Here is a 23888-nt window from a genome sequence, read left to right on the forward strand (position 1 = left end):
AAATTTATCCTGTGGATTGAGGGGAACTTAACAACAAAAAAGGAGCCTGTAGTGAAAACTGCAAACGCCTTGTGTGTGAAGGGTTTCAACCTATTTAAATGTGATTAGTTATTATCGTTATGTCGACGATTTTGGTTGCCATTGGAGTCCTGACTACGCTGTTTGCTGCGTGCCTCTCCACCTTTACGGCCTATCTCGCCATAAAATTCTTCGCCGTGGTTATCAGCCGTAGCTTCTCCACCTTTGCGACCAATTTCTTCGTAAAATTCATGTCCATGATTTATAGCCGTAGCCTCGCCGCCTTTACGTCCCGCTTCTTCGACAGTCATGTTTTCATTGTTGTTTCTGTTGCGATTGTTTTGCTTGTTAGCCATTTCTATTCCACCTAAATGTTTTTTGAGCTATTTATATTGCCAGTCAAAACATATCGAAACATATTTTTTTAAAAACTAATTTTCTTATTGTGATAGAACACTGTTAGGCGTTGATTGCTTACTAGCCCTTCAATCATATACATGTACCCTTTCCAATATAATACTAATCTATAGATAAAAGAAGGGTGATGGAAAAATGACGACTCTCACAAAGCCATCCATTGGTTTAACACAATTTACAGACTTCACAATGAAGGGAAGTGCAGCTAAGACAAAGTTTGTGAAGGATATAAAATATCAGGGAGAGTACCATCCAATAAAAGATTATTGGAAAGCATTGCGGGATGGGTTAAAAAAATACCATGAACACCGCTTTAACGATGCCTATTTACTCGACATTGTGGATAATGCCCTTCCTGCACGCCAGAAAAATTACCAGGAAGCCGTTAAAGCCTATATAAAATTCTTAAAAAATAAACATGTTCAGTGGTTTGAGCCAGGGAAGGCGAATTGGTATTGTGACGATTTAATCGTTCGTTCCAATCCTGAGCTTGGTTTAATCATTGACGATGTGCCCTATTTGATCAAGCTGTATTTTAAAGGAAAAAATGAGCGCATTGATAAACATAAATGTCGATCTGCCCTCACGCTTCTAAAAGACTCCCACTATGCGATTGAACATCCTGATTCGGTTAAACATGCCATTTTAAATGTGCAAAAAGGGCGTTTGATTACAGATGATGATTCAACTGATTATCATCAAATTGCCCTCGAATCAGATGCAGCTCAATTTATGTTTATTTGGAATAGACTCTAGCTAAAATGTGGATTTGGAAAATACCAAATCCACATTTTCATTTCATATAATAGTAATTTTTCTATTCTTAAAAAATATACGAACGTTACTGATTTTTTTCTTTTCTGTTTGCTAGGAGTAGCTTTATTTTGTCAGCAAGTCCAAACCAAGCTGGAATAAAGATTGGCATCATCATAAACGTCAAGATCACTAATCCAATAATCACTGCCATCGCTACCTGAATCAGCGTAATAACGCCAGATGGCATTAATGCAGCAAATGTGCCACCTAAAATAACAGCCGCAGCTAAAATAACACTTCCCATCTGTAGGCTTGTCGGAATAATTTCCTTCAGCCCTGCTTGTGCTGTTTCGTTATAGCGCATCATCAAGAAAATGGAGTAATCCACACCAAGTGAGACAATCATAATGTACGTAAAGAATGGTACATTCCAGCTAAGCATGTCATAACCTAGCAGCTGTTTCGCTATCATTTCAGTTAAACCAAGGCTTGCAAATGTAGCGATTAATAAGCTGGCATTAATAATAAGCGTTTGTAAAAATGAGCGTGTGATCAACCATAAAATCACGCTAATGCCAGCAAGCATCAGTACTGCACTTCGTATAAAGTCAGCTGAAGAAATTTCTTGTAAATCGATATTACTCATTGTTTTACCTGTTAAATAGACGTCTGCATGCTGCAACACCGAACTTTCCACATAGCTGTCTACTCGATGCTTGATGTCACGCATCATCGTCATGGCTTCTTCCTTATAGGGATTGACCTCCAAAATAATCATGAAGGTTGCGGCATGACGATCATCTGTCATATAGGCATTTAAGCTTTCCTGGAATTCACCCTGTAACACCTCTGTTGGCACAAAAAATGTTCCCGATTCTTTGTTTGACAATTCATGTAAATAGCCATTTGCATCATCTAATCCTGCGTAGATGTCTTCTAGCCCTTCTGCTCCTTCGCCTAATCCATTGCGCAGTTCCACCATGCTATCCTGTAGGCTGTTTAAATGTTGTTGTAATTGCTGTTGCCCTGCTTTTACCTCAGCTAATCCATTGGTTAAATTGTGAGAACCAGCCGTTATTTGATTGGCTCCTTGTGCGGCTGTCCCTATTCCTTGGGATAAATCATTGACACCACTTTTTAGGGCACGAGCGCCTGCTTTTAATGTCACAATTGCTGATTGGGCATTAGCTAAGGAAGTATTGGCTTGCCCGAAAGCCTTTGTTAATTGATTATATTGGGCTGACAGCGATGCTACATCTAATGCATTTAGCGAACTTATTCCCTGCTGGGCAGTCCTTATAGTTGTTTGGATATGGTCATCATCTGCTGCTTCAGGGTTTGCTTGGACATATGCATTCATGGCCGCTAAAATACCTTCAAATGCTTGTTTAGAGGACGTGATTAGCTGCTCGATTTGAGAAAAAACTGGACGATATTGTTGAAAGCCTGTATCAATTTGTTGATAGGAGGTTTGTAATTGATTGAGTCCTTGTTGAAGCTCCCCAAGTCCCGCTTCTAAGGCTACTGCTCCGTCAATTAAATCGGTTGAGCCGTTTGCAGCATTGTCTAAGCCATTCGTTAATCCCTGTAAAGCATTCGTTAAATCACTAGCCCCATTCTCTAATTGTATGGTGCCATTAATTAAATTTTGGACACCACTGACATCTTGTTCTTCCGATAATTGATTGGTGGCATCCTGTAGTCCTTTTTGAATAGAACCGACACCCTCTTGTGCTTCTCCCAAGCCCCCCTTTAGTGTATTTGCTTGTTCATTCACATAAAGATCAGCGATACGCTCCCCTTCAGGACGTGTCGGAGAATAGACTTTTGCTACACCAGGTGTATTGGCAATAATGCCTGTTAATTCATCTAATGCACGTAAATAATCAGTGCTTGCGAGCGATTCCTTTTGTTGGATAACAAGTGTTGCAGGCGCACTCATACCAGGCTCATAATGTTTTTCAATCAAGCTAATTGCCTGCTTCGATTCATATTTGTCGTCAATTTCTACTAAATCGTTGTAATTGAGTTCCCCTGTATAATGATAAATAAATGGCAAGGTGAGGATACAGGCAAAGATAATGCCCACGAATGGTCTTGCAAAGGCATTTTTCGCAAAAAAACCCCACAGCTTATTTTCAGTATGCCCTGCTATCGCCTTACTTGGCCAAAACAGCTTAAAGCCAAGCAACCCCATAAAGAATGGATTTAATGTCATCAAAACGGCCAATAAGACACAAATACCAATCGCGATTCCACTGACACTTTGATACAAGGAGAATTTTGAAAAATACAGCACCGTAAAGCCTATTAACACAGATGAGCTGCTTAGTAATACGGTTTTCCCAGCTGTTTTATAGGTGTTTTGTATCGCCTTTAAGACATGATTCGTGTTAGCTAATTCCTCTTTAAAGCGAGTAAACAAAAGAATATTGTAGTCAGTACCAATCCCAAATAATATGACGACTAAAAATACTTGCGTAAAGTTAGAAAACGGAAAATTCCAATAATTAGCAAGTAAGGCGATGATGGATAACGATACAGTATAGGCTACCCCTACTGTTAAAAGTGAGATAAATGGAATAATCGGTGAACGGAAAATGATCACCAATATCGCAATGATAAAGACAACGGCAATGATTTCGGTCTTTTTCACACCTTCTTGAGTTGTGGAAGAGAAATCATCCATCACAATATCGGCTCCTGTTACATATGTATCCATTGATAAATCTTTTACTTCCGCCCTTAATAACGCTGCCGCTTCACTGGCTGTACCGATCTTTCTATCAATTGACAATTGTGCCATGACGGTTGTATGGTCTTTACTAACTAATTGATTTGCCGCCTGCTCACTATCTGTATGGAAGAGCGCATTTGTGATATGAAGCTTTTTTGTGTTTAAATGATGAAGTACCCCTTCGATTGCCGAATAATCAGCAGCTGTTAAACCCTTATCTTGATGAAATACATAGACAAACGAATAGGTATCCTTTCCTTCGTTTTGAATATCATTTAACAGCTCTGTGCCAATGACGCTCTCTAAATCACTAGGCAACGTGATTTGTCCTTTATCTAGTACAAGTTTTTCAAGATTAGGCATTACCATCAGCATCACGATAACTGTTATCACCCAAAAAACAGGACTCAATATCCATGACTTTTTCATGCTTTTCTTCCTTTCCAATTAGAACTGACTATACTGTATATCAAGAAAGGAAGAGCAAGATATAGACAGATGATGTGATCTGTAAAAATTCAGACAAAAATGCAAAATTGTAAAAAAGGTGATCCATATGAAAAAAAGTGAAAAAACAAAAAGGCAATTAGCCAGTGTCTTAAAAGACTTAATGGTCCTTAAGCCATTAGAAAAGATATCGATACAGGAAGTCATGGAGAAAGCACAATTGAATCGACAGACGTTTTACTATCACTTTGAGGATATTTATGATTTATTGAAGTGGACATTAGAGCGAGAGGCAATTGAGTTGCTGGATAATTATAAGGATGAAAGCCTTTGGCAAGAAGGCTATCGAGATATAGTATTATACTTAGAGAAAAATCGAGCGTTTGCGCTTAATGCTATTAATTCCATGGGTCATGAGCATTTTAATCGCTTTTTCCATCAAGAAATATATAGCATTATTGAAGACTTCGTGAAGCAAATTGCGGAAATGTGCCAAGAGATGGAGAAAAAATATATGAGTTTTGTGACCCATTTTTTCACCGTATCCATTACGGCTGTAACCATTAGCTGGCTACAGGGCGAGCTTGATTTTTCCGTTGAAGAGCTTATTCAAATGGTGGATCGGTTTTTAAGTGACCACTTAGAAGGAACGAAAACGCTGTATGGCGTAAATAATACTAACTGTCTCAAGGCAATCGATTAAAGAAAAGGAAGTGCTACTATGAATGCTGAAATGGTGCTGCAGGAGCTAGAGGCTCTGGGCAAGGAACGAACGAAAAAAATGTATATGTCAAATGGCGCTCATGAGCCGTTGTTTGGTGTGGCAACAGGTGCGATGAAGCCCATTGCGAAGAAAATTAAAATCGATCAGGCTCTAGCAGAAGCGCTTTATGCCACTGGCAACTATGATGCCATGTACTTTGCTGGTGTCATTGCAGATCCAAAAGCCATGACTGCGGAAGATTTTAATCGTTGGATCGAGGCAGCTTATTTTTACATGCTGTCGGATTATGTCGTAGCGGTCACTTTAGCGGAAGCACCGATTGCACAGGAGGTGGCAGATGCATGGATTGCCAGTGGTGAGGAACTGAAAATGTCTGCGGGCTGGAGCTGCTATTGCTGGCTATTAGGGAATCGCAAGGATAGCGAATTCTCCGAGAGCAAGCTGGCTAACATGCTGGAGGTCGTAAAAAATACCATCCACGACGTACCCGAACGTACAAAATCGGCCATGAATAATTTTCTATACACAGTGGCTATTTCCTATGTGCCGCTCCACGAACAAGCTGTAGCAACAGCACAGGCAATTGGTCCAGTGGAAATGAAACGAGACAACAAAAAAAGCACGCTGCTTCATGCTTATGAAACAATTCAAAAGGAAGTAGAACGAGGTAGAGTGGGCTTTAAACGAAAATATGTAAGATGTTAATCAGCACACTTAAAAGGCATCAATCCCACAAGGATGGATGTCTCTTTAAGATAAAAAATCAATGATTTTTAATACATTTTTATTGATAAACGATAAATTTTGTTTTAAAATCAATGTACCATAACCAGTGAGGTGCTTTGAATGAAACATAAAAAAGGGTCAACTCTTTTCCTAAAGAGTGTGATTATTCTACTTGGTATACCTGTATTAGCGTTAGGGCTGTTTTGGTTACCTGGGGTGGCCAGCAGAGATGCAGCGGCACATCCTGAATCGTCCTATTTGTCCTATCTTTTTTTAATCTATGTATATACACTATGCATTCCCTATTACGCTGCGTTGTATCAAGCTTATCGTCTCTTAACGAATATCGACCAGCATCAAGCGTTCTCCGAATCATCTATACGCGCTTTGAGAACGATCAAAAATTGTGCTTTCACCATTGTTCTCTTCCTTGTGCTAGGCATTGCAGCGATTATGTTGATGTTTACTGGCAAGGAAGATATTACAGGAATTATTACGCTGTCACTGATCAGCATCTTTGCCTCCAGTACGATTGCAACCTTTGCAGCCGTTCTGCATCGGCTGTTGCAAAAGGCCATGGATCTTCAGTGTGAAAATGAATTAACGATATAACCAAAAGGCACTAACCAGTATTGATTGTTAGTGCCTTCTTAGTGTTGAAAGTATCCGCTAAAACTAATTTCCTATAAAAACATATCAAAATTCACTTTTTAACAGTATAATAATTACATATTTTATAAATAGGAGGATTTATATGAAGAAATTGGTTTTGTTGATGGCGATGCTTACGTTATTTTTCACCACAGCCTCTATTGCAAGTGCACATCCAGGGCGTTTAGATGGCAATGGTGGTCACAACTGTTCTGACAAATCAAAGGCTAAAGGGCTTTGTTCAGGCTATCATTATCATAATGGCAATGGTGGCAATAATGCAGGGTCTTCCTCAGGCGGTCAAAGTCATGCTACGCCGACACCTAAAGCAACGGTAGCACCCGTATTAACGAAGGTTGCTGTCTATTTAAATGACGTGAAGCAAAATTATACGCCTGGCGCTTATATGAAAAATGGCACAACCTTAGTGCCGATGAAGGCGATTTTTGAATCTCTTGGGGCAACGGTTAGCTATGATAGTGCGACGAAAAAAGTGATGGCAACAAAGGACAGTAAAAAAATTGTGATCGGTGTGGGGAATAAGACGGCTTATGTTGATGCAAATGGTGCTTCATCAACGATTACACTCAGCCATCCAGCTGAAATTTATCAAGGAACAACAATGGTGCCTTTACGCTTTGTCAGTCAAGCACTCGGCGCAAATGTAACATTTGATGAGGCAGCACTCGTTGTCTATATCTCGACAAATTAATGGACAGGCTATAAGCAGTATGCTCCTATAAGGTGCTGCTTTTTTTATTGTTACTTAAAGTTAAAATCATACTTCTTGTTGACTTTGCTAGCAATTGTTGCTAAAAATAAAGCCACTGTCATATTCTCGACTTCATTTGTATACCATGCTAACTTAGCACCATAGTTCTTTTTATTATAATTCACTTCCAATGGCCAGAAATTCTTTGTTTTATACGTATAATCAAATTTTACATAGAGTTGCTTACCATCTGGACATTCCATCACCACCTGGTATAATGGATTTTTTCTTTCTTGTTCAAATTTTACTTTTCTTATTTTTGTTAACATCAAAACCCCTCCTCTCTTCTACTACATTCGACAAAAGTTTGAAAAAACCTTTATTCAAAGAAAAAGGATAAAGCTCATGATGATAGTTGAGCCTTATCCTGTACAATTAGTTGGCTATAAATTTGTCGTAATAGCGCTTCAGCATGGTCGCCATTTGCTCCCGCGTCAAGGCGCCTGCTGGATTCATGTTCTTACTTCCATCGCCTCGGATAATGCCTTCGTTAATAGCCCATTCCCAAGCCTCTTTATGGGCCGCGCCTACTTCTCTGCTTGTTTGTAAACTAGCTTTTTCAGCTAGTAAGCTTTTTAACGTCGCGATCTCTTGTTTCAGCTCATTGTATTGCGACACTGTTAATCCCTCCTCAAGCCCATTTTTAATATCTTGCTGGAACTGTGCTTCTGTAATCCCCATACTTTTTAAATAGTCAAAAGGATCTTTGTGCGTAGTGCCTCCTAGATTTTCCGCAATCCATCGATGTGACTTAATGCCATTACCGTTGCCATCTAAAACAGTAGGAACCCCTGCCTCTATGGCAAGCTTACGTAACAGCCAAATATAAGCGGCATAATCCTTCTTAAATTGTTCCTTGTCAGCAGTCCGTGCCAATTCCACCTGGGCATAGCTATACGGATTTCCCTTTGGACCACAGCCATATTGCACGCGATTCACAGGGGCTACTTGTACGATTCTTCCACCACCGCCTACCCAGTGAGAGACGAAGGCATTGGCTTTATTTCGATTCATATAGGCAATTTCGTTTTCCAATGCTTTTGGGCCTGTATTGTTGCCATTACCTGATTCATGGGCCACAACGTATTTTACTGCCGTTAGCGCCTGATTCGGTAACCCTGACATCAACTGTTTTTCAATAACATAACTCATGCTGCACCGTCCTTTCCTATTATTTTTTTAGCGACTGACGCTATGTGATGCTTTTCTGCTATTTGCGGTAGTTAGGGAAAATCAACCGTTGGTAAGAGAGTGTTTCTTACGGCATTACTACACTAGCTGTTATTGTTTCACCTCTCTTTCCTCGAAGCTATGAAGTGTGAATGTCACAATGACATCCACTTACTATTAGTAAATGCTCACACAAAAGTGATTTCTAGTTAGTTGTGCTCTTTTACTATTTTTTCAATATGATTTTATAACCTCTTTTCTTGATTCCAAGCATTGACAAAGTATTGTTTTCTGTAGTATTTTTGATCTTCTAAAATATTGAAAGTGAGGAAAGAAAATGTGCAGGCAATAGAGATGATTCGTCAATTACCAAGCTTACATGGCTTGACGGAACTAGTTAAAATTAATAAAGGCTATTCACCTGATAGTAAGTATCTCGTAACAGTTGGTGAAATGCGCTATATGGTGCGTATAGCAGACATAGTGCATCATGAAAAACGCGCAAAAGAGTTTCCCTTGCTCCAAAACTTAGCAAAACAGGATGTAAGAACGCATAAAGCCGTGGACTATACCTTGTTTCAGGAAGCCAACGTTTCCGCAATGGTCGTTAGCTTTTTAGAAGGCACGCCAGCAGATGAGGTCATTCAGGAACTCTCTGACGCAGAGCAATTTTAGGAATTGAGAAAAATACATCAAGTGAGCCCCCCACAAATAATCCATTGGGAGACAGCACAGCTCAAAAAATTCTCTGCTTATCTTAGGGCATATCAGCTAGACTCCTATCAACTTCCGCAAGAAGCTAAACTATTGCGCTTTATTGAAACGCACTTGCCACTGTTAAAGCAACGTCCCATTACCCTGCTTCATGATGATTTCCACCTTGGTCACATTATTTGTAAGGGCCTTACTTACAATGGGGTTATTGATTTTAATGGCTATGATGTAGGTGATCCTTATCATGACTTTTATCATCTTGCCTTGTTTAGTAGGAGACATAGTATCCCCTTCTGTATCGGACAAATCGATGGCTATTTTTCATCTGCACCAGACGATATGTTTTGGCGGCTGTATGCCCTCTATGCCGCGATGACTGTCTTTTCAACCATTGTTTGGACACGCCAATATGATCCACAATCCTTTGACGATGCGTTGGCAAGAATTCACATCATTTTACAGGATCATGATAACTTTTCTTCGATGAAACCTTTATGGTATACGGAGAATTTATTCGCTCCGTAAGAGGGCTAATATTTTTTGCCGTTCCGCTTCAAAATCCATCGTTGGCTGCGATGTTGGTTCCTCCTCATAACGCTGATGAAACCACTTCGGAATGATCTCCTGCCGTCTGCCCTTATAAGGTGGTGACACTTGTTGCTTGCGTGCTTGAAAACGCTGTTGCTCTATCGCAATATCTGCAAGGCTCTTTATGTTCTGATCACACCAATTTTGTAAAATCTTTTCTACATACCGCCAGCGTAGAACATTGTGCTCCACCGCTAACTTCATCGCATGTATGACCATTTCCTCCGAAAACATAGTGAGCCAATGACGTATTTTGCTAGAAATATAGGCGGTTAGTGTGCCAAAGCCCTGTTGCTCGAAAAAATGGTAGGCAGTGGTAGTAGACTGCTTATCATCTCTATCTTTTAGTAATTGCTTATTTAGTAATTCATTATTTAGTAGTGTGGGCTTTTCCGTTGATGGTGTAGCCGTTGACGGCATGGCCGCACGTTTGGGAGCTTCATACACGAAAAATTCCACCTTACCGAACTTGCCATCCTTTGCTCTCTTCTGCACTTTTTGAAGATAGCCCGCCTCTATGAGTTCAGCTATAATGCTGGCTGTCGCCTCCCGTCCACATTTACTACGTGTGGCTAAATCGGCAAGACGAAAGTGCCAATCATCTGGTAAGGACAGCATATAGGCAAGCAGTCCCTTAGCTTTCCAGCTCAATTGACCATCATTTAAAAATGCCTTATCCAGCACAACGAAATTCTGCTTTTTGACTACTCGATAAATCATCATGATCCCTCTTTCCATCTGATATCCTTTCTAACTATATAAAGAAAATTTTGAAAAAAAGGGACATAAAAAAAGGACATGCCATGACAGCATGCCCTTACAAGCAGGTGAAAAGTGAATAATGTTCGAGATTTAGATAGTGATGGGTAGTGGAAGCAGAAGCTAACGTTTGCTGCTGCCCCATTTTATTCATAAAGCTCTTTATAGACGATGACTTTTAATGCGGCAATCTCTTCATCGGATAATTTGCCTTCCACCATTTGCAGGGCTTCTTCCTGTGTCATCGAGCCGTCCTGCAATTTCACACGCATGTCGTTCAAATCCGTAATGCCCACTTTTTGAATTAATACTGTCGTTGCCTCTTCTTTCGTCGTAAACGGTAATGTACTACTATCGACCGTTTTTGCCTCTTCCATATAGGCTTTTAATTGTGGATCATTTTCAATGGTATTTTTGATTTCTTCCTTTTGTCCGCTATTTTCTAATTCGGTAGACAAGGTATCTACAATTTTTTCAGAGGCAAATTTTGTGCCGAAATGCAGCACACCATAGCCCACTACTCCAAGGAAAATAACGATCACCACTAGAAATTTAATGAATCTCAACTACGCTCACTCCTTTATACACGTTCATCATACTATATGGAGCGGGTGTTGAGAAACAATTCTCCCTAGAAATTATGTAAAAAAACCCCATCTATGGCGATGAGGCTTATTTGACGTATTTCAAATACTTCCGCACAAATTCCACAATGTACAGCACTTCCTCTTCCGTCATCGAAAGCAGCTTACAAACACGTTGTAGTCTAGCAGGTAATGCTAATTGCTGGCGCACCTGATGAATATACATATATTTGCATTTTCTTGGATTTACTTTATCTCGTATTTGCTTGTATCGCAGGTAAGCATAGCGAGCAAAGGCATTGAGCATCTCCCGCTCCTGCTCATCACGCTCCTTCTTTTTGGCCGCCTCATCAATGATGTCCGTTTCAAATGTCCGTGTACCATCTGTTAATTGCATAGTACCACCTCTCTATTGCAAATGTACTCCTCCCTATTAAATGCAACAAAAAAAGCCACACCTAGGGTAGATGTGACACTTTTTATGAATTTTATATGTAATGAATGGTGGATAGCCTGTAGAATGTGGTGGATGTGATTCTAAATGTGGTAGATAGAACGTGATTTCTAATGGATAGAATCGCTTGGAATGGATTGTTGATTCTAATTGGTGGATACCATATAAAATGTAGCGGTTAGAACGCTTATTTTGATGGATACACTGCTTATTTTGATGGATACACTCCTGATTTTGATGGATACAATTGCTTAGAATGGATTGCTCCTCTTAATTGGTGGATACAATCCTAAATGTAGCGGTTAGAACGCTTATTCTAGCGGATACACCGCTTACTTTGATGGATAGAATTGCTTGGAATGGATTGCTCCTCTTAATTGGTGGATACAATCCTAAATGTAGCGGTTAGGATGCTGATTCTGGCGGATACACTGCTTACTTTGATGGATACAATTGCTTAGAATCGATTGCTCCTCTTAATTGGCGGATACCATTCTAAATGTAGCGGTTAGCATGCTTATTCTAGCGGATACACCGCTTACTTTGATGGATAGAATTGCTTGGAATGGATTGCTCCTCTTAATTGGTGGATACCATTCTAAATGTAGCGGTTAGCATGCTGATTCTGGCGGATAGAATTACTCAGAATGGATTGCTCCTCTTAACTGGTGGATACCATTCTAAATGTAGCGGTTAGGATGCTTATTCTGACGGATACAATACTTATTTTGACGGATAGAATTACTCAGAATGGATTGCGCCTCTTAATTGCTGGATACCATCCTAAATGTAGCGGTTAGGATGCTTATTTTGACGGATACACTCCTGATTTAGATGGATACAATTGCTTAGAATGGATTGCTCCTCTTAATTGGTGGATACCATTCTAAATGTAGCGGTTAGCATGCTGATTCTGGCAGATACACTCCTGATTTTGATGGATACAATTGCTTAGAATGGATTGCTCCTCTTAATTGGTGGATACAATCCTAAATGTAGCGGTTAGGATGCTTATTTTGACGGATACACTCCTGATTTTGATGGATACAATTGCTTAGAATGGATTGCTCCTCTTAATTGGTGGATACCATTCTAAATGTAGCGGTTAGCATGCTGATTCTGGCGGATACACTGCTTACTTTGATGGATACAATTGCTCAGAATAGATTGCTCCTCTTAATTGGTGGATACAATCCTAAATTTAGCGGTTAGAACGCTGATTCTGGCGGATACACTGCTGATTTTGACGGATAGAATTACTCAGAATGGATTGCTCCTCTTAGTTGCTGGATATAATTCTAGATCTGACGGATACAACGCTGATTTTGATAAATGGTTGCTATTAGCTTCATAGATAATAAGCAAAGATGGCGACAATAATATTTGGTATTGCTAATAGTAAAGCGTTATTCATCAGGTGATTGCGTTCGTTTCTGTCTTCTTTTGTTTCTGTTGCTAAATTGGCACGCATTCTATCTCCGCTTGCTATGGCTCCTGACATTAACATGGCAGAAACGATGAAAATTCCGCCTAGTAAACCTGGAAGCAAATGCGCTTCCTCCTTCCCCCATATGAGGATGGAGCATATAACACCTAGAATGGACAAGATGGTTCCAATGCCTATATATTTCATTTTCAGCCCCCCTTATTTTATTATACGGCTAACGTCTCCTATTTGTTTCGCGAATTCCAAAAATTACATATACAGGATTATTACAGTTCAGTAAAATAGTGAGCAAAGGAGGCTGAGTAGATGGTGCATCATTATGTAAATTGGGGTGGACATCCTATTAAGTTGACGTGGCTATCACAACAAACAATGCAAGATATTAGTAAAGTGACAAGTGTCCATGGTATATGCTTTCATCAAGATCGTGTTTTACTGGTTTATGTGAAAGATCGCGGATTTAATTATCCAGGTGGCCACATGGAAAACGATGAAACCCCTGAAGAAACACTTCATCGCGAGGCTTTGGAAGAAGGCTATGTGAAAGGTACTATTCAATATATCGGTGCGATTGAAGTCAGTCACGAAGAAAATCCCCTATTTATAGAAGGGGGCAAATATCCAATAGTTGGTTATCAGCTATTTTATAAAATGGCGATACAGGAGTGTCTACCGTTTTTGCGAGAGCATGAAACAATTACTCGGATTTGGGTGGAGCCTGAGGAAGTACCTTATATCATCCATGATCATGAACTAGCACATGTAATTTTACAGGAGGCATTAACTATGTAAAGCTATACACATTGAAGATTGGTTAATCGTTTTAACAAAAAATACGTTGAATGATTTAATACATAAACGCTACCGCAAACTTCAACAAGAAAAGATATTAACGAAGTTTTTTTGCAGAAGGTTTTCAATCTGCAAGATGCTTTAAAACGGACATCGATGTTTATGAAGCTATTTGCCTAGTATAGTATGCTCGCCAAACGTTCATAGTAAGTATGGTGTGGAGCTCACGCCGAATCATACGACGGAGGGATCAATTTATGAATGGAATTCGTGAAGGTTTAATCCCCACTATACTCGGGTCAGCTGTTACGGCGGCAGGCTATGCAATGAAGCAAAAACATGGCTCTAACAAAATGGTGGCCAATACGATTTTTGGCTTTGGCTTAGCGCACATTGTGTTAGGTGCGATTGACCTGGTAGAGCATCGTCGTTAACGAGTGAAGGGCACGCTATGTGCTCTTCTTTTTTTGTATTTTTTTCTATTAAATGCTAACATTGTCATAAAAGCTGAAGGAGTACAAAAATGGCGACAATAGAAGATTTTACAGCACTTGATATACGAATTGGTACGGTATTAGAGGCAGAGGCACTACCAAAGGCTCGGGTTCCTGCGATTAAAATGAAAATTGATTTCGGTGAAGAGCTGGGCATTAAGCAGTCTTCTGCACAAATTACGAAGCGTTATACACCCGAAGTCATTATTGGAAAGCAAGTTGTAGCGATTGTTAATTTCCCACCGCGTCGGGTTGCTGGTTTTAAGTCAGAGGTGCTTGTCATTGGTGGCGTGCCTGTGGAGGGGGATGTGATCCTGTTAACGCCCGATCAGCAGCTGCCAAACGGAACGAAAATACAGTAAAAGCCTCTCGCATTACGCAAGAGGCTCTTTTTTCTGAAGAGGAATCCAGATTTCACTAGTAAAGGTTGGTGAGGAGAAATCGGTGCTTGCATGGTGCACGATTTCTGGTCCAGCAACCTGTTCATAGCCAGAAGATGGGAACCATTCGGCATAGATGCGACCCCATGTTTCCTGCAGTGTTTGCGGAAATGGCCCGACCGCTTCAAAGACCGCCCACGTACAAGCGGGTACATCCAACTGTGTGAAATGGTGAGACGTTTCTGTTGTGGCCACGCCGATATAATGATCAAGCTCGCCCTTCTCCTCCATTCTGCCCTCGGAAAAGTTGGCGGAGGCTTGGATGATGCCTTTTGGTTCTACATTAGATAGCTTTTTTAGTTGCGCAATATCCTCCATTGTTAATGAACGTGCCATTTCGGTTATCGCTTGATTTTCTCCTTGAAAAACGATGGGTACTCTTTTCATAAGACCCACGATGTGAAACGCTTCTTTTTGTTCGAGTCGGTAATTCATTTCACAACCTCCTTGTATAGTAAGTTGGAAGGTCATCCGTGGGAAAGCTTTTAAGTGTTGACCACTTTGCCTCGCCTCCGATGGGGTGATGCCATGCATTTGCTGGAAGGCTCTTGTAAATGCATCTGCAGAGCGATAGCCATAGCGAATCGCGATATCGAGAATTCTCATAGATGAATCCGACAGTTCCAGTGCAGCAAGTGTCAAGCGCCTACGACGAATATACTCTGATAGCGAGATGCCTGCTAGAAAAGAAAACATTCGTTTAAAATGATATTCCGAGCAATAAGCTAATCTCGCAGCCTCTTGCACATCAATTTCCTCCGTTAGATTTGCCTCGATATACGCAATCGCCTCATTCAACCTTGTTAAAGAATCCACTTCTATCACCTTCCTTATCACTACTTTAGCAGGAATAGCCCCCTTACATCCGACAATTGGTGCACCATTTAGTCGCCTTTCAAAAAATAATCTATCGAACAGGCAAATAACTAACTTTCGAAGCTACTTTCTCATACATATAATAGTGTAAAGCTAATTTTAGCCTTACACCTCCTGACTTGATACTTAGGGTCACTGCTCGCACAGTGGCCCTATGAAGATAAAAGATCGTTGTATCGCATCCTAATTTTCGTTACAATATTTGTAAAAATTATCGATAGAACTGGAGGCAGCAACATGGATCGCCATTTCCAGTGGTACAAGTATATAAAATACATACTCATACCTATATTCATTTCAAAATTCTTTCATTTTGGTATACCGAATATGCAACCTCTATTCATTCTTGAATACGCTCTCCTATTCGGGGTAAGCTTTTTACTCATTATTCTACAGGATTTTTTCACGATTAGTAAAAAAACAAATGTCCTACTGCGTCTCATTATGCTGATTATTTTACTGCTTTTATTCATTACCGCTATTGTCTATCAAGCGATGATATCTATTATTTTTTCAATCCTACTACTCGGCGCGTCAGGTTTTGCCCTTTATTTACATAAAAAAGATGAAGGAGAACAATAAATGGTACATGAAAATAATAGTAAGCGATTACTTTTAATCATCGGTTGGGTCAATGTTTTGCTTGCCCTTCTCCTATTCCAAGCTTTTTGTGGGCTCATGGCTATCTGTATGGGGATCGTACTTAAAAAGGATTATCAAGCACCAACCCATGGGCTGTTTTTGATAGTAGTCGGTATCGTGAGTACGGTTATAGGATGGATGCTCAATCACTTTTATATGTAAAAATGACCAAGAACCTAGATTCTTGGTCATTTTTTATTAGCGATAGCTATTATGTGTAGGTTCAAATAATGCTTCGTCGGCGTTTCGCACCAGTGAGAAATGATCCACGTTGTAATGGCCGTGCAGGATGTCATTATGATGGGCAACCGTATCTTCTGGTGATAAGTATTGGGAACCATTTGTTGAATGACCATCTCCCACCAGTGTGACATCAAAGCCATGAATAGTTGCCGCTCTTACTGCTGTATCCACGCAATGCTCCGTTTTGCAGCCCATCATCACCAAATGCTCTACCGCATTGGCCTGTAAATAATCGAGTAAGCCTGTCTTATAAAAAGCATTTGTAGCCAGTTTATCAAAATAGACAGCTGTCGGTGGTACATGAATCGCTTGATGTACCTGAAAGCCTTCCCCTTCTCCACCAGCTACATCCTGATCACGCACAAAAATAAGATGTGCGTTTGCCTCGGTAGCTTTCTGAATTACGGTATTGATTGTCTCAAGCAATTCATCCTTGCGATAGACGGCTTGTTCATCCTGATTTCCCTCGATTAATTCTTGCTGTGCATCAATGACTACTAGTGCTTGCTTCAAAAGCATCTCTCCCTTATCGTTTGCTAACAATATTTTACCATTAATAGTTAATTTGTGATATGCATTATTTTTTAACTTTTGAAATCGTCATGCCATCTCCAATCGGTAGAAGGACGGATTCAAGCTGTGGATGATTCGCCACTGTGACATTGAACTTTTTCATAATGGCTGTATAGCGCTTTGATGCTGCCTCAGGGTCTGCTACACTGCCCCCTGCAAGGACATTATCTGCCACAATGAATGCACCAGGGTTGGCCAGCTTAATGCAATAGGCTAAATAATTTTCATAGTTATCCTTATCGGCATCAATGAAGAAGAAATCAAAACGCTGTCCTTCTGCTACAAGATTTTCAAGGTTCTCAAGTGCAGGGCCTGTCCTATACGAAACTTGCTCGGCATAGCCTGCCTTGGCAAGATTTTGAGCAGCTAGCTGTGCATAGTTCTCCTGTAATTCTAGGGAGGTCAATGTGCCCTCTCCTTCGATCCCTCTTGCTAAGCAGATGCCACTATAGCCACCCAGTGCACCAATTTCTAAAATAGCCTTCGCTCCTGTAATCGACACAAGCATTGTTAACAGCTTGCCTGAGGATGGGGACACCGAAATGGCAGGCATGCCGTTTTCCACAATAGAGGATATGACATCCTCTAACATGGCATCGTGCTGATAAAATACCTCATCGATATAATTATTCATTTGTTTCATGTGCATGTTCTTCCTCTTGTAGACTGTCCGCTATGTCGTTTGTTTCATTTTCTTGAATATCAAACAACTGGCTAAATTCTTGGATAACCAGGTCGATGGCTTTTAATTCCCCTACTAAAATTTGCTGAATGGATTGAAACTCTGGCTGCTCTAATTGCTGTTTAATGGTTGCACGCTTCACATGCAGCATTTCTAGAAACGATATCGCTTTACCTCGTCGGAACGTTTTCGCTCCTCGCTGTGGTGCGCCTTCCATGCCTCTGTGACGACCTCCACGGTGATGTCCCTCTCTCATATGCTCTCTAAATCCTGATCCTCTCATCATTCAAACACTCCTTTTTGTATACGTTTGTATACGTTGATTTAAATATATTGTATACAAACGTATACACATTGTCAATTAAACATAATACTTTGTTGCTCCATCATATGTTAGACAAGAGGAAAGACATATTGAAATGGAGGTAAGTTGAGTGAAAAGGGTTATAAAATATGTTTTGGGCATCGGTACTTTATTGATACTATCAGGCATATTTTTAATTGGTGCACAATCTCACTATAATCAGAAGGAAATTAAAATAGCTAGTAAGCTATGTCTTGAAAATGGCGGACAGCCCACCATCATACGAGATTATTTGGCATTGAATTACTCCTTTTCATGTCAAAAAAACTGAGGTTGTACATAATGTATACTTTCAGGCAAATGGCTAGCTAATAAGACTACTTTTACATATAAATAGTAGTGTGAAGCAAATCTAGCCTTTCCACAGCGCTCCTGTTTTGAGGTCACTTTCTCTTGGAAGGTGGCCTTTTTTGCATGAAAAAAAGACGTCATGTCGACGTCTTTAATGTTTGATCGATATCCTCAATCAACCTATCCACTTGTTCCTTTGTTATCTTGATGACATATAGTTCTGTCGTTTCGATTCCATCATGGCTTGTTAGGTGTTTAGGATATTGATAGTTATTTGATATCTCCTTGTCCATATCATCACCTCTTCAATAGATATATTCGACATAAAGTATAGCAAACCTTCTATAAAAAGGAAAATAACAGTATATTTTTTCACTAAAATGACAATCATATGGACAGTTTAGCATAAAAATAGGTCAAATCGATAAGTTCATTTAGACTATCCTTGTGTAAAAGTGATTATTGCTTACCAAATTTCGCAATTTTTTTGAGGTAGAATGACCCGACAAAAACAATGAAACTTCCATAAACTTTCAGCATCACATTTCTAACAGGCGCCTCCTCAATGGTTGTACTGAGAAAGGCACATCCTACGACAATGATGATTATCCCGATGATGGCATGAATACATTTCACCATATCTCCCCTTTTCTAGTAGGCAATACCGACGCGCGTTCTCAAAAAATCCTCACGAAAGATTTGTTGATAGGCAAAGTCTGCTGTATCTGCTACGGAAATTTTGCTGCCTCCCTCTGGCAAAAAGTTGCGTTCAACGCGATAGTTTCCTGTCCAGGCCCCATCAGGTAAATAGGTAGGACAAACAATCGTCCAATCCATAGCAGATTGCTGTAATTGTTCAAATACACGTTGGTGCTCCTGTGCAGCAACGGTCGATTTTCGTTTCGATTCAGTCGATTGATAACGAAGAATAGTCGGTGTCACACGACTTTGTAAGATCCCTGCTGTTCCGATCGTAATGATTCTTTTCACCTGCTGCTTTGTCATCGCTTCAAGAATCAACGGTAAACTAGCCGATAATGTATCGCCACCATCTGTATTTAATGCACTGACTACCACATCGACATTGACCATTGCCTGCTCGACATCCTGCTTGTTTAAAACATCGCCTTGGATAACACGCAGCTGTTGTTGATGGTGCGGTATTTTATCGGGATTACGGACCAATAGAGTGACCTCATGCTGATCCTTTAATGCTAGCTCCACCATATGGCTGCCGACACGTCCACTGGCACCTAATATTAAGATTTTCATTCCTCTCACCTCTGTTATCATTATAACGCAATTCCCTTTATATGTAAAAAAGGCACCAATAACAGTGCCTCTCCCCTCGATTAGTCACGCGCTAGTAGCTGAACATTGACCATAAATAGATGCATATTATTCTTTTTGGATAGCTCATCGATGATTGATTGAATCTCACTTTCTGTACTTACATCAATTTCTTCCCCATCGTGTAATTGAATCGTGATGACTTGATGCGCTGGAGAATCTATTAAATAACCGACTGTACTATCAGGCGAGTAGCCTGCCGCTCGTATCGCCTGTATCACCTGTTTGGTAAAATTCGTGGCTTGTAATTTTTCGCCAAGCTCCTCTGCATAGGGAGTCGCACTTTCGGGGCTCGTGGCTATAATTGAAGGCTGTTTTTGTGTCATCCACAATGAAATCACGACCAGTAAGCACATGAATAGAAAGAAGATGTGCAGGATTCTCTTCATACATTCACTCCATTTCTCCATGAAAATTTACAGGCGGCAGTCTAGCAATCTTTTGCCCTGAAATCTGTTATTGTTCTCACAGCTATGTATCGCTATATCTCCATTTGGTTTTCGAAAAATAATTTTCCACTGTTGCAGAGGGCAAATTACCAACAAGTCATGTTTGCGGCTTCATAGATTAGAAATGTAAAGGTTAGCGCTACCATTACTAAAAAACTAACAAAAAGGGAGATTAAAAGATGCAAGATAGTAGATTTAGTCAATATATGAATTGGAATCAGAAAAAAGAAAAGTGCTGTGATCAATATGTAAAATGCTATTGTCATTTAGAAAAAAAATGTGAGCACAAACAAGAGGGATGCAAATGCAAACAGAAGCCTGGGCATTGTAAATGGGAACATAAACACGAGCGATGTAAATGCAAGCATAAGGATGACCATTGTAAATGGGAAAAGGAAGATTCCTGCTCTTGCAAAAAAGAGGAGGAAGATTATTACGAAGTTGATTATTCGAAGGATCACCACTGTAAAGGCTGTATCTGTCATCTATTAAGATGCTTATCACCTGGCGCTTTTGTAGATGTTATTTTAGCAGGTGGTGGTAGCTTTGCAGGTATTTACTTCATCAGCTTAGATCCTAAAACTTGCTGTGCAACATTTTTTGAGGTAGATGCGGCAGCTGCATCACCACTTATCATTGATTGTCAGCAAATTATTGCCATTAGAAGCGCGTAAATGTTCCACTACCCTACTTGACACCAATTCATATACCATAAATCCTACCACTACAAGCACATTTGATCTTCTGCCAGGTTCGTGAATCCATACCTGGCAGAATTCATATTTTTCAGCTATTCATTGACAATGACTTTGACAATGGGCTCTAGTTTTCCTCTATTTACATCGCCAAGATAATCAACATCCACTACGACAGCTCGTGGCTCAAAACGTTGGATACATTCAATGAGGCGTTTCGTGTTTATTTTCTTCAGACGTTGGAAGGGTTTACGAATATCAGACCTTGTCACATACTCGCGAAGCGGACAAGGAATCGTAAACGTCGATAAAATAAATGCTACATTTTGTAAAATACCTTCCACGCCTGTAGCATTACCATTAACATTACTTAAAGCCGTTACTTGATGTGTCATTCTATCAACCTTTCTTCTACGTTCATACAATTAGTACTTTGGAAAAAGAGCACTTTGTTATTTATGCTTGCTCATTAAAAATTATGAACGATTTGTTTTTATGTACCCCATGTTATTTTTATTCAAACAACATCTTAGTTGATAGGCTGACCTACAAGCTTAGCGTGTGATGGCGTAGTAAATAACATACAGCCAGCTAAAACAGCCATGGATGATTGCCCAGATGATGGAATGATGCACACTCCATGAAATCGTAATCGCTAAAACCGATCCAAAGCCAATGCCATTTTTGACCACCGTTTTATGCTCCACTTTTTTCACCTTCCTTGTTCTTTTTATCTCTCCATCTTGCCATCGCATTATGTTTCCCTCCTATCGTTTTCTATGTTTATGCATGAGCGAACAAGGGCAATCTGAAAGAAAGGATGTGATGTTATGACAATTCTCATGCTGATTGCCACGATTGGAATCCCAAGCCTTATGGTGTATCTTCAGCAAAAATGGGCAATTTTCAGCCTTCTTTTCAACATACTAGGTGTCATTGCTGCAATCCTGTTTAGCACGATTGCCGCTACAGCTATAACGAACATTATTCTTGAGGATGCGGTCTTTATGACAACGATTCACGCAGTTTTCTTAAACCCTGTATTTCTGATTACCGGAGCGTATCTCGGCTTATATCTGATTTACCGATTAATCATAATGACCATTCAGGAAAGAGACTAGTAGAAATTACAATAGACGTGCCAAGTCTGCGTTGTTGGATTGTAGAAAAAATAAAAATTGCCATGATCCACAATGTTCAAATGTGCTTTCGCATCCGAGGCAATTTGGAGGACAAATGGTGCATCATCACCAAAATCCATGCCACTTTGACAAAAGCTTGGATAGCCACCAATTTTATGGAGCGGATAAAGGTCTTCTACGATATCCTCAAAATATTCGAGCTGCTCCTCATGCTCCAACGTCAAAATCTCTTCCTCCAATTGAGCAGGAATACCGCCCCCATCCCAGGTTGGATAGTCATTCGTGATATGCTGCGGTATGAGGGGAAACGCGCGAATGTGTTCATGCTGCCATTCACGCTTTACTAAGCCTTCCAAAGTGGTGTACGTTCTAATGTCAAAATAAGACCCAAGATCATCCTCCACGAGATGATCCAATAGGCGTTCATCGACAAACAGCGTGATTAATTGAAACGGCTGTAAGGCTACCGGTACATAGGGAAGGTCTTTTAGAAAGAATGTAGCAAGCGGCTGATAGCCAGATGGTGGTTGCTCCTCTGGTAAAGACCAGCCGACATAGCCAATCCAGCTTTCCAGTAAATCATGTGTGGGGCGAATACCACCTGTTTGAAAAATCGTTGCCTGCTTAGCTAGTTGAGCCCGAATATGTTCAATGGTCATCCGCTAGCTCCTTTTGTCGACAGCAGCAATCTGTTGTATGGTCATTCACCATGCCCACTGCCTGCATAAAGGAATAACAAATCGTACTCCCGATAAATTTAAAGCCATCCTTCTTCAATTGCTTGCTCATACGATCACTAATGTCTGTCGTCACAGGCACTTCTTTGATGGAAGCCCATTCATTAATAAGTGGCTTATGATCTACAAATCCCCAAATATAATGTGAGAATGAGCCATGCTTTTCTTGTATTTGGAGATACGCTTTGGCATTTGTCACCACGCTAGCTATTTTTAATTTATTGCGTACAATCCGTGTGTCTTGCTGTAATTCCTCTAGCTTGTCCTGTGTATAAAGAATAATTTTTTCCACATCGAATTGATCAAATGCCTCACGATAGCCTTCACGCTTTTGGAGAATCGTCCACCAGCTCAGGCCAGCCTGTGCCCCCTCTAAGCAAAGCATCTCAAATAAATGCTGATCGTCATAGACCGGCACACCCCACTCCTTGTCATGGTATTCCACATACAAAGGCTCATCTAGCTTGACCCAATCACATCTTTTCATTTTTATACCCTCCATTTTATGTATTCCTTACTTAATAGCTGTAATGCAAAGCCATCCTTTACTTGATTTTTCCGTGACATAAACGGTTTGAAAACCGGTACGTTCTAATAATTGCTTCGTCGCCTCAGGTGTTTGATAGGCTTGCATATGATAATTCATCTTGTAGAGCTCTGCTATCATAATAAATTTCCCACCGTTTTTCAGTACCCGCCATACTTCCTCCACATCCTGCTCTAAGGATGGCCAAAAATAATGCGTTTGAAAGGCTGTAATGGCATCAAAAAACTGATTATCGTATGGAATGTTGGAAACGCTCGCCTCTTTCACAATGACGCTACCACTAGCAACACGTGCTTCATTCAATTTGATCGATTCCTTCACGGCCTGTGCAGAAAAATCGATCCCATAGATTATACCATTTGGATTCAATTTGGATAAAATTTGGAGCGTTTTCCCACCACCACAACCTATGTCTAACACACGATCACCATCATTGATGGCTCCTTGCCTGATGAACCATGCATTCATACCGCGATGAGCGATATTCATGATTCGTAGCATCGATGAGCCCAGCCATCCATTTGGTTTTTTCGCTTGTTCAATTAACGTTTGTAAGAGTGACATTATTGGATTCCCCCTCTTGAAGTGCGGATGTTAAAATAGAAAA

Annotated in this window: 34 protein-coding genes and 1 pseudogene; 14 read left to right on the forward strand and 21 right to left on the reverse strand. The window is 40.3% G+C overall.

The genetic code is table 11. The features are described from left to right. Positions 1-104 precede the first annotated feature (104 nt). Positions 105-374 (reverse strand): KGG domain-containing protein, encoded by a 270-nt coding sequence (locus ACEVFT_RS23065; RefSeq protein ID WP_393951436.1) that lies wholly within the window; start codon positions 372-374, stop codon positions 105-107. A gap of 196 nt (positions 375-570) precedes the next feature. On the opposite strand from ACEVFT_RS23065, the gene ACEVFT_RS23070 reads away from it, so the two are divergent. Next, positions 571-1191: a hypothetical protein gene (locus tag ACEVFT_RS23070; RefSeq protein ID WP_393951437.1), complete on the forward strand. Its 621-nt coding sequence runs from the start codon at positions 571-573 to the stop codon at positions 1189-1191. Between the two features lie 85 nt (positions 1192-1276). Here the strand turns inward: ACEVFT_RS23070 and ACEVFT_RS23075 are convergent, their stop codons facing one another. Continuing rightward, on the reverse strand, positions 1277-4357 hold the full coding sequence (locus ACEVFT_RS23075; RefSeq protein WP_393951438.1) for an MMPL family transporter: 3081 nt from the start codon (positions 4355-4357) through the stop codon (positions 1277-1279). Positions 4358-4484: 127 nt separating this feature from the next. Here ACEVFT_RS23075 and ACEVFT_RS23080 point away from each other — a divergent pair, with 127 nt between their 5' ends. From ACEVFT_RS23080 to ACEVFT_RS23095, 4 genes are all read left to right on the forward strand, one after another. Then, the gene (locus ACEVFT_RS23080) at positions 4485-5078 is read left to right on the forward strand and encodes a TetR/AcrR family transcriptional regulator C-terminal domain-containing protein (protein WP_342534525.1); all 594 of its coding nucleotides are present in this window, start codon (positions 4485-4487) and stop codon (positions 5076-5078) included. A gap of 18 nt (positions 5079-5096) precedes the next feature. Next, entirely contained in the window at positions 5097-5804 is a 708-nt protein-coding gene (locus ACEVFT_RS23085) for a DNA alkylation repair protein (protein ID WP_342534524.1), read from the forward strand. Between the two features lie 141 nt (positions 5805-5945). Next, a complete protein-coding gene (locus tag ACEVFT_RS23090) occupies positions 5946-6437 on the forward strand; it encodes a DUF2975 domain-containing protein (RefSeq protein ID WP_393951439.1) in 492 nt (163 codons plus the stop codon). A 142-nt stretch (positions 6438-6579) separates the two neighbouring features. Continuing rightward, positions 6580-7188: a copper amine oxidase N-terminal domain-containing protein gene (locus tag ACEVFT_RS23095; protein WP_393951440.1), complete on the forward strand. Its 609-nt coding sequence runs from the start codon at positions 6580-6582 to the stop codon at positions 7186-7188. A gap of 50 nt (positions 7189-7238) precedes the next feature. On the opposite strand, the gene ACEVFT_RS23100 is transcribed toward ACEVFT_RS23095, so the two are convergent. Beyond that, positions 7239-7517: a hypothetical protein gene (locus tag ACEVFT_RS23100; RefSeq protein WP_393951441.1), complete on the reverse strand. Its 279-nt coding sequence runs from the start codon at positions 7515-7517 to the stop codon at positions 7239-7241. 106 nt (positions 7518-7623) lie between these two features. Beyond that, complete coding sequence (locus tag ACEVFT_RS23105; RefSeq protein WP_342443424.1) at positions 7624-8400, reverse strand: N-acetylmuramoyl-L-alanine amidase; 777 nt, start codon at positions 8398-8400, stop codon at positions 7624-7626. A gap of 372 nt (positions 8401-8772) precedes the next feature. Between ACEVFT_RS23105 and ACEVFT_RS23110 the strand changes: the two are divergent. Further along, a pseudogene (locus ACEVFT_RS23110) lies at positions 8773-9657 on the forward strand (aminoglycoside phosphotransferase family protein). Here the strand turns inward: ACEVFT_RS23110 and ACEVFT_RS23115 are convergent. From ACEVFT_RS23115 to ACEVFT_RS23130, 4 genes are all read right to left on the reverse strand, one after another. After that, on the reverse strand, positions 9643-10440 hold the full coding sequence (locus ACEVFT_RS23115; protein WP_393951442.1) for a DnaD domain protein: 798 nt from the start codon (positions 10438-10440) through the stop codon (positions 9643-9645). The pseudogene ACEVFT_RS23110 and the gene ACEVFT_RS23115 overlap by 15 nt on opposite strands. Positions 10441-10625: 185 nt before the next feature. Continuing rightward, a complete protein-coding gene (locus ACEVFT_RS23120; protein ID WP_342443422.1) occupies positions 10626-11045 on the reverse strand; it encodes a hypothetical protein in 420 nt (139 codons plus the stop codon). 106 nt (positions 11046-11151) lie between these two features. After that, entirely contained in the window at positions 11152-11460 is a 309-nt protein-coding gene (locus tag ACEVFT_RS23125; protein ID WP_342443421.1) for a hypothetical protein, read from the reverse strand. 1405 nt (positions 11461-12865) lie between these two features. Next, on the reverse strand, positions 12866-13150 hold the full coding sequence (locus ACEVFT_RS23130) for a DUF5316 domain-containing protein (protein ID WP_393951443.1): 285 nt from the start codon (positions 13148-13150) through the stop codon (positions 12866-12868). A gap of 120 nt (positions 13151-13270) precedes the next feature. Between ACEVFT_RS23130 and ACEVFT_RS23135 the strand changes: the two genes are divergently transcribed. From ACEVFT_RS23135 to csaA, 3 genes are all read left to right on the forward strand, one after another. After that, positions 13271-13756, forward strand: a complete 486-nt coding sequence (locus ACEVFT_RS23135; RefSeq protein ID WP_393951444.1) for an NUDIX hydrolase — start codon at positions 13271-13273, stop codon at positions 13754-13756. Between the two features lie 257 nt (positions 13757-14013). Then, a complete protein-coding gene (locus tag ACEVFT_RS23140; RefSeq protein WP_004228639.1) occupies positions 14014-14190 on the forward strand; it encodes a hypothetical protein in 177 nt (58 codons plus the stop codon). A gap of 89 nt (positions 14191-14279) precedes the next feature. After that, entirely contained in the window at positions 14280-14612 is a 333-nt protein-coding gene (csaA, locus tag ACEVFT_RS23145) for a chaperone CsaA (protein ID WP_342443418.1), read from the forward strand. Positions 14613-14624: 12 nt separating this feature from the next. Here the strand turns inward: csaA and ACEVFT_RS23150 are convergent, their stop codons facing one another. Then, positions 14625-15506 carry an AraC family transcriptional regulator gene (locus tag ACEVFT_RS23150; protein ID WP_342443417.1) on the reverse strand — a complete coding sequence of 294 codons (882 nt, stop codon included), beginning with the start codon at positions 15504-15506 and terminating at the stop codon, positions 14625-14627. 297 nt (positions 15507-15803) lie between these two features. On the opposite strand from ACEVFT_RS23150, the gene ACEVFT_RS23155 reads away from it, so the two are divergent. Further along, entirely contained in the window at positions 15804-16148 is a 345-nt protein-coding gene (locus ACEVFT_RS23155) for a hypothetical protein (protein WP_393951445.1), read from the forward strand. Next, entirely contained in the window at positions 16149-16370 is a 222-nt protein-coding gene (locus ACEVFT_RS23160; RefSeq protein ID WP_393951446.1) for a hypothetical protein, read from the forward strand. Between the two features lie 36 nt (positions 16371-16406). Here the strand turns inward: ACEVFT_RS23160 and ACEVFT_RS23165 are convergent, their stop codons facing one another. From ACEVFT_RS23165 to ACEVFT_RS23175, 3 genes are all read right to left on the reverse strand, one after another. Further along, a complete protein-coding gene (locus ACEVFT_RS23165; RefSeq protein WP_342534515.1) occupies positions 16407-16964 on the reverse strand; it encodes an isochorismatase family protein in 558 nt (185 codons plus the stop codon). Between the two features lie 64 nt (positions 16965-17028). Next, positions 17029-17667, reverse strand: a complete 639-nt coding sequence (locus ACEVFT_RS23170; protein ID WP_393951447.1) for an O-methyltransferase — start codon at positions 17665-17667, stop codon at positions 17029-17031. Beyond that, positions 17651-17989: a hypothetical protein gene (locus ACEVFT_RS23175; RefSeq protein WP_243456140.1), complete on the reverse strand. Its 339-nt coding sequence runs from the start codon at positions 17987-17989 to the stop codon at positions 17651-17653. The genes ACEVFT_RS23170 and ACEVFT_RS23175 overlap by 17 nt, the downstream gene beginning before the upstream one ends. Before the next feature lie 151 nt (positions 17990-18140). Between ACEVFT_RS23175 and ACEVFT_RS23180 the strand changes: the two genes are divergently transcribed. Further along, positions 18141-18341 carry a hypothetical protein gene (locus ACEVFT_RS23180; RefSeq protein WP_016993987.1) on the forward strand — a complete coding sequence of 67 codons (201 nt, stop codon included), beginning with the start codon at positions 18141-18143 and terminating at the stop codon, positions 18339-18341. Between the two features lie 157 nt (positions 18342-18498). On the opposite strand, the gene ACEVFT_RS23185 is transcribed toward ACEVFT_RS23180, so the two are convergent. The 4 genes from ACEVFT_RS23185 to ACEVFT_RS23200 all read right to left on the reverse strand — a co-directional run bounded on the left by ACEVFT_RS23185 (position 18499) and on the right by ACEVFT_RS23200 (position 20100). Then, positions 18499-18654 carry a hypothetical protein gene (locus ACEVFT_RS23185; protein ID WP_205443096.1) on the reverse strand — a complete coding sequence of 52 codons (156 nt, stop codon included), beginning with the start codon at positions 18652-18654 and terminating at the stop codon, positions 18499-18501. A 166-nt stretch (positions 18655-18820) separates the two neighbouring features. Then, a complete protein-coding gene (locus ACEVFT_RS23190; protein ID WP_393951448.1) occupies positions 18821-19000 on the reverse strand; it encodes a hypothetical protein in 180 nt (59 codons plus the stop codon). Positions 19001-19012: 12 nt separating this feature from the next. After that, positions 19013-19633: an NAD(P)-dependent oxidoreductase gene (locus tag ACEVFT_RS23195; protein ID WP_393951449.1), complete on the reverse strand. Its 621-nt coding sequence runs from the start codon at positions 19631-19633 to the stop codon at positions 19013-19015. Between the two features lie 80 nt (positions 19634-19713). Next, entirely contained in the window at positions 19714-20100 is a 387-nt protein-coding gene (locus ACEVFT_RS23200; RefSeq protein WP_393951450.1) for a hypothetical protein, read from the reverse strand. 239 nt (positions 20101-20339) lie between these two features. Here ACEVFT_RS23200 and ACEVFT_RS23205 point away from each other — a divergent pair, with 239 nt between their 5' ends. Continuing rightward, positions 20340-20834 (forward strand): hypothetical protein, encoded by a 495-nt coding sequence (locus ACEVFT_RS23205; protein WP_393951451.1) that lies wholly within the window; start codon positions 20340-20342, stop codon positions 20832-20834. A 116-nt stretch (positions 20835-20950) separates the two neighbouring features. On the opposite strand, the gene ACEVFT_RS23210 is transcribed toward ACEVFT_RS23205, so the two are convergent. Together ACEVFT_RS23210 and ACEVFT_RS23215 are read right to left on the reverse strand one after the other, a co-directional pair. Continuing rightward, on the reverse strand, positions 20951-21250 hold the full coding sequence (locus ACEVFT_RS23210) for a GPW/gp25 family protein (RefSeq protein ID WP_205443089.1): 300 nt from the start codon (positions 21248-21250) through the stop codon (positions 20951-20953). A 159-nt stretch (positions 21251-21409) separates the two neighbouring features. Further along, a complete protein-coding gene (locus ACEVFT_RS23215) occupies positions 21410-21610 on the reverse strand; it encodes a hypothetical protein (RefSeq protein ID WP_205443088.1) in 201 nt (66 codons plus the stop codon). Between the two features lie 75 nt (positions 21611-21685). Between ACEVFT_RS23215 and ACEVFT_RS23220 the strand changes: the two genes are divergently transcribed. After that, positions 21686-21976, forward strand: a complete 291-nt coding sequence (locus ACEVFT_RS23220) for a transposase (RefSeq protein WP_393951452.1) — start codon at positions 21686-21688, stop codon at positions 21974-21976. Here ACEVFT_RS23220 and ACEVFT_RS23225 read toward each other — a convergent pair. The 3 genes from ACEVFT_RS23225 to ACEVFT_RS23235 are packed head-to-tail and all read right to left on the reverse strand — an operon-like array spanning position 21973 to position 23845. Continuing rightward, positions 21973-22656 (reverse strand): DUF1963 domain-containing protein, encoded by a 684-nt coding sequence (locus ACEVFT_RS23225; RefSeq protein ID WP_393951453.1) that lies wholly within the window; start codon positions 22654-22656, stop codon positions 21973-21975. The two genes, ACEVFT_RS23220 and ACEVFT_RS23225, sit on opposite strands and share 4 nt — an antisense overlap. Next, a complete protein-coding gene (locus tag ACEVFT_RS23230; RefSeq protein WP_393951454.1) occupies positions 22646-23221 on the reverse strand; it encodes a DNA-3-methyladenine glycosylase I in 576 nt (191 codons plus the stop codon). Before ACEVFT_RS23230 ends, ACEVFT_RS23225 begins: the two co-directional genes overlap by 11 nt. 27 nt (positions 23222-23248) lie before the next feature. Then, the gene (locus ACEVFT_RS23235; protein WP_393951455.1) at positions 23249-23845 is read right to left on the reverse strand and encodes a class I SAM-dependent methyltransferase; all 597 of its coding nucleotides are present in this window, start codon (positions 23843-23845) and stop codon (positions 23249-23251) included. Between the last annotated feature and the right edge of the window lie 43 nt (positions 23846-23888).

This window comes from Lysinibacillus sp. PWR01 (assembly GCF_043359455.1).
GTDB classification, from domain to species: Bacteria; Bacillota; Bacilli; order Bacillales_A; family Planococcaceae; genus Lysinibacillus; species Lysinibacillus fusiformis_F.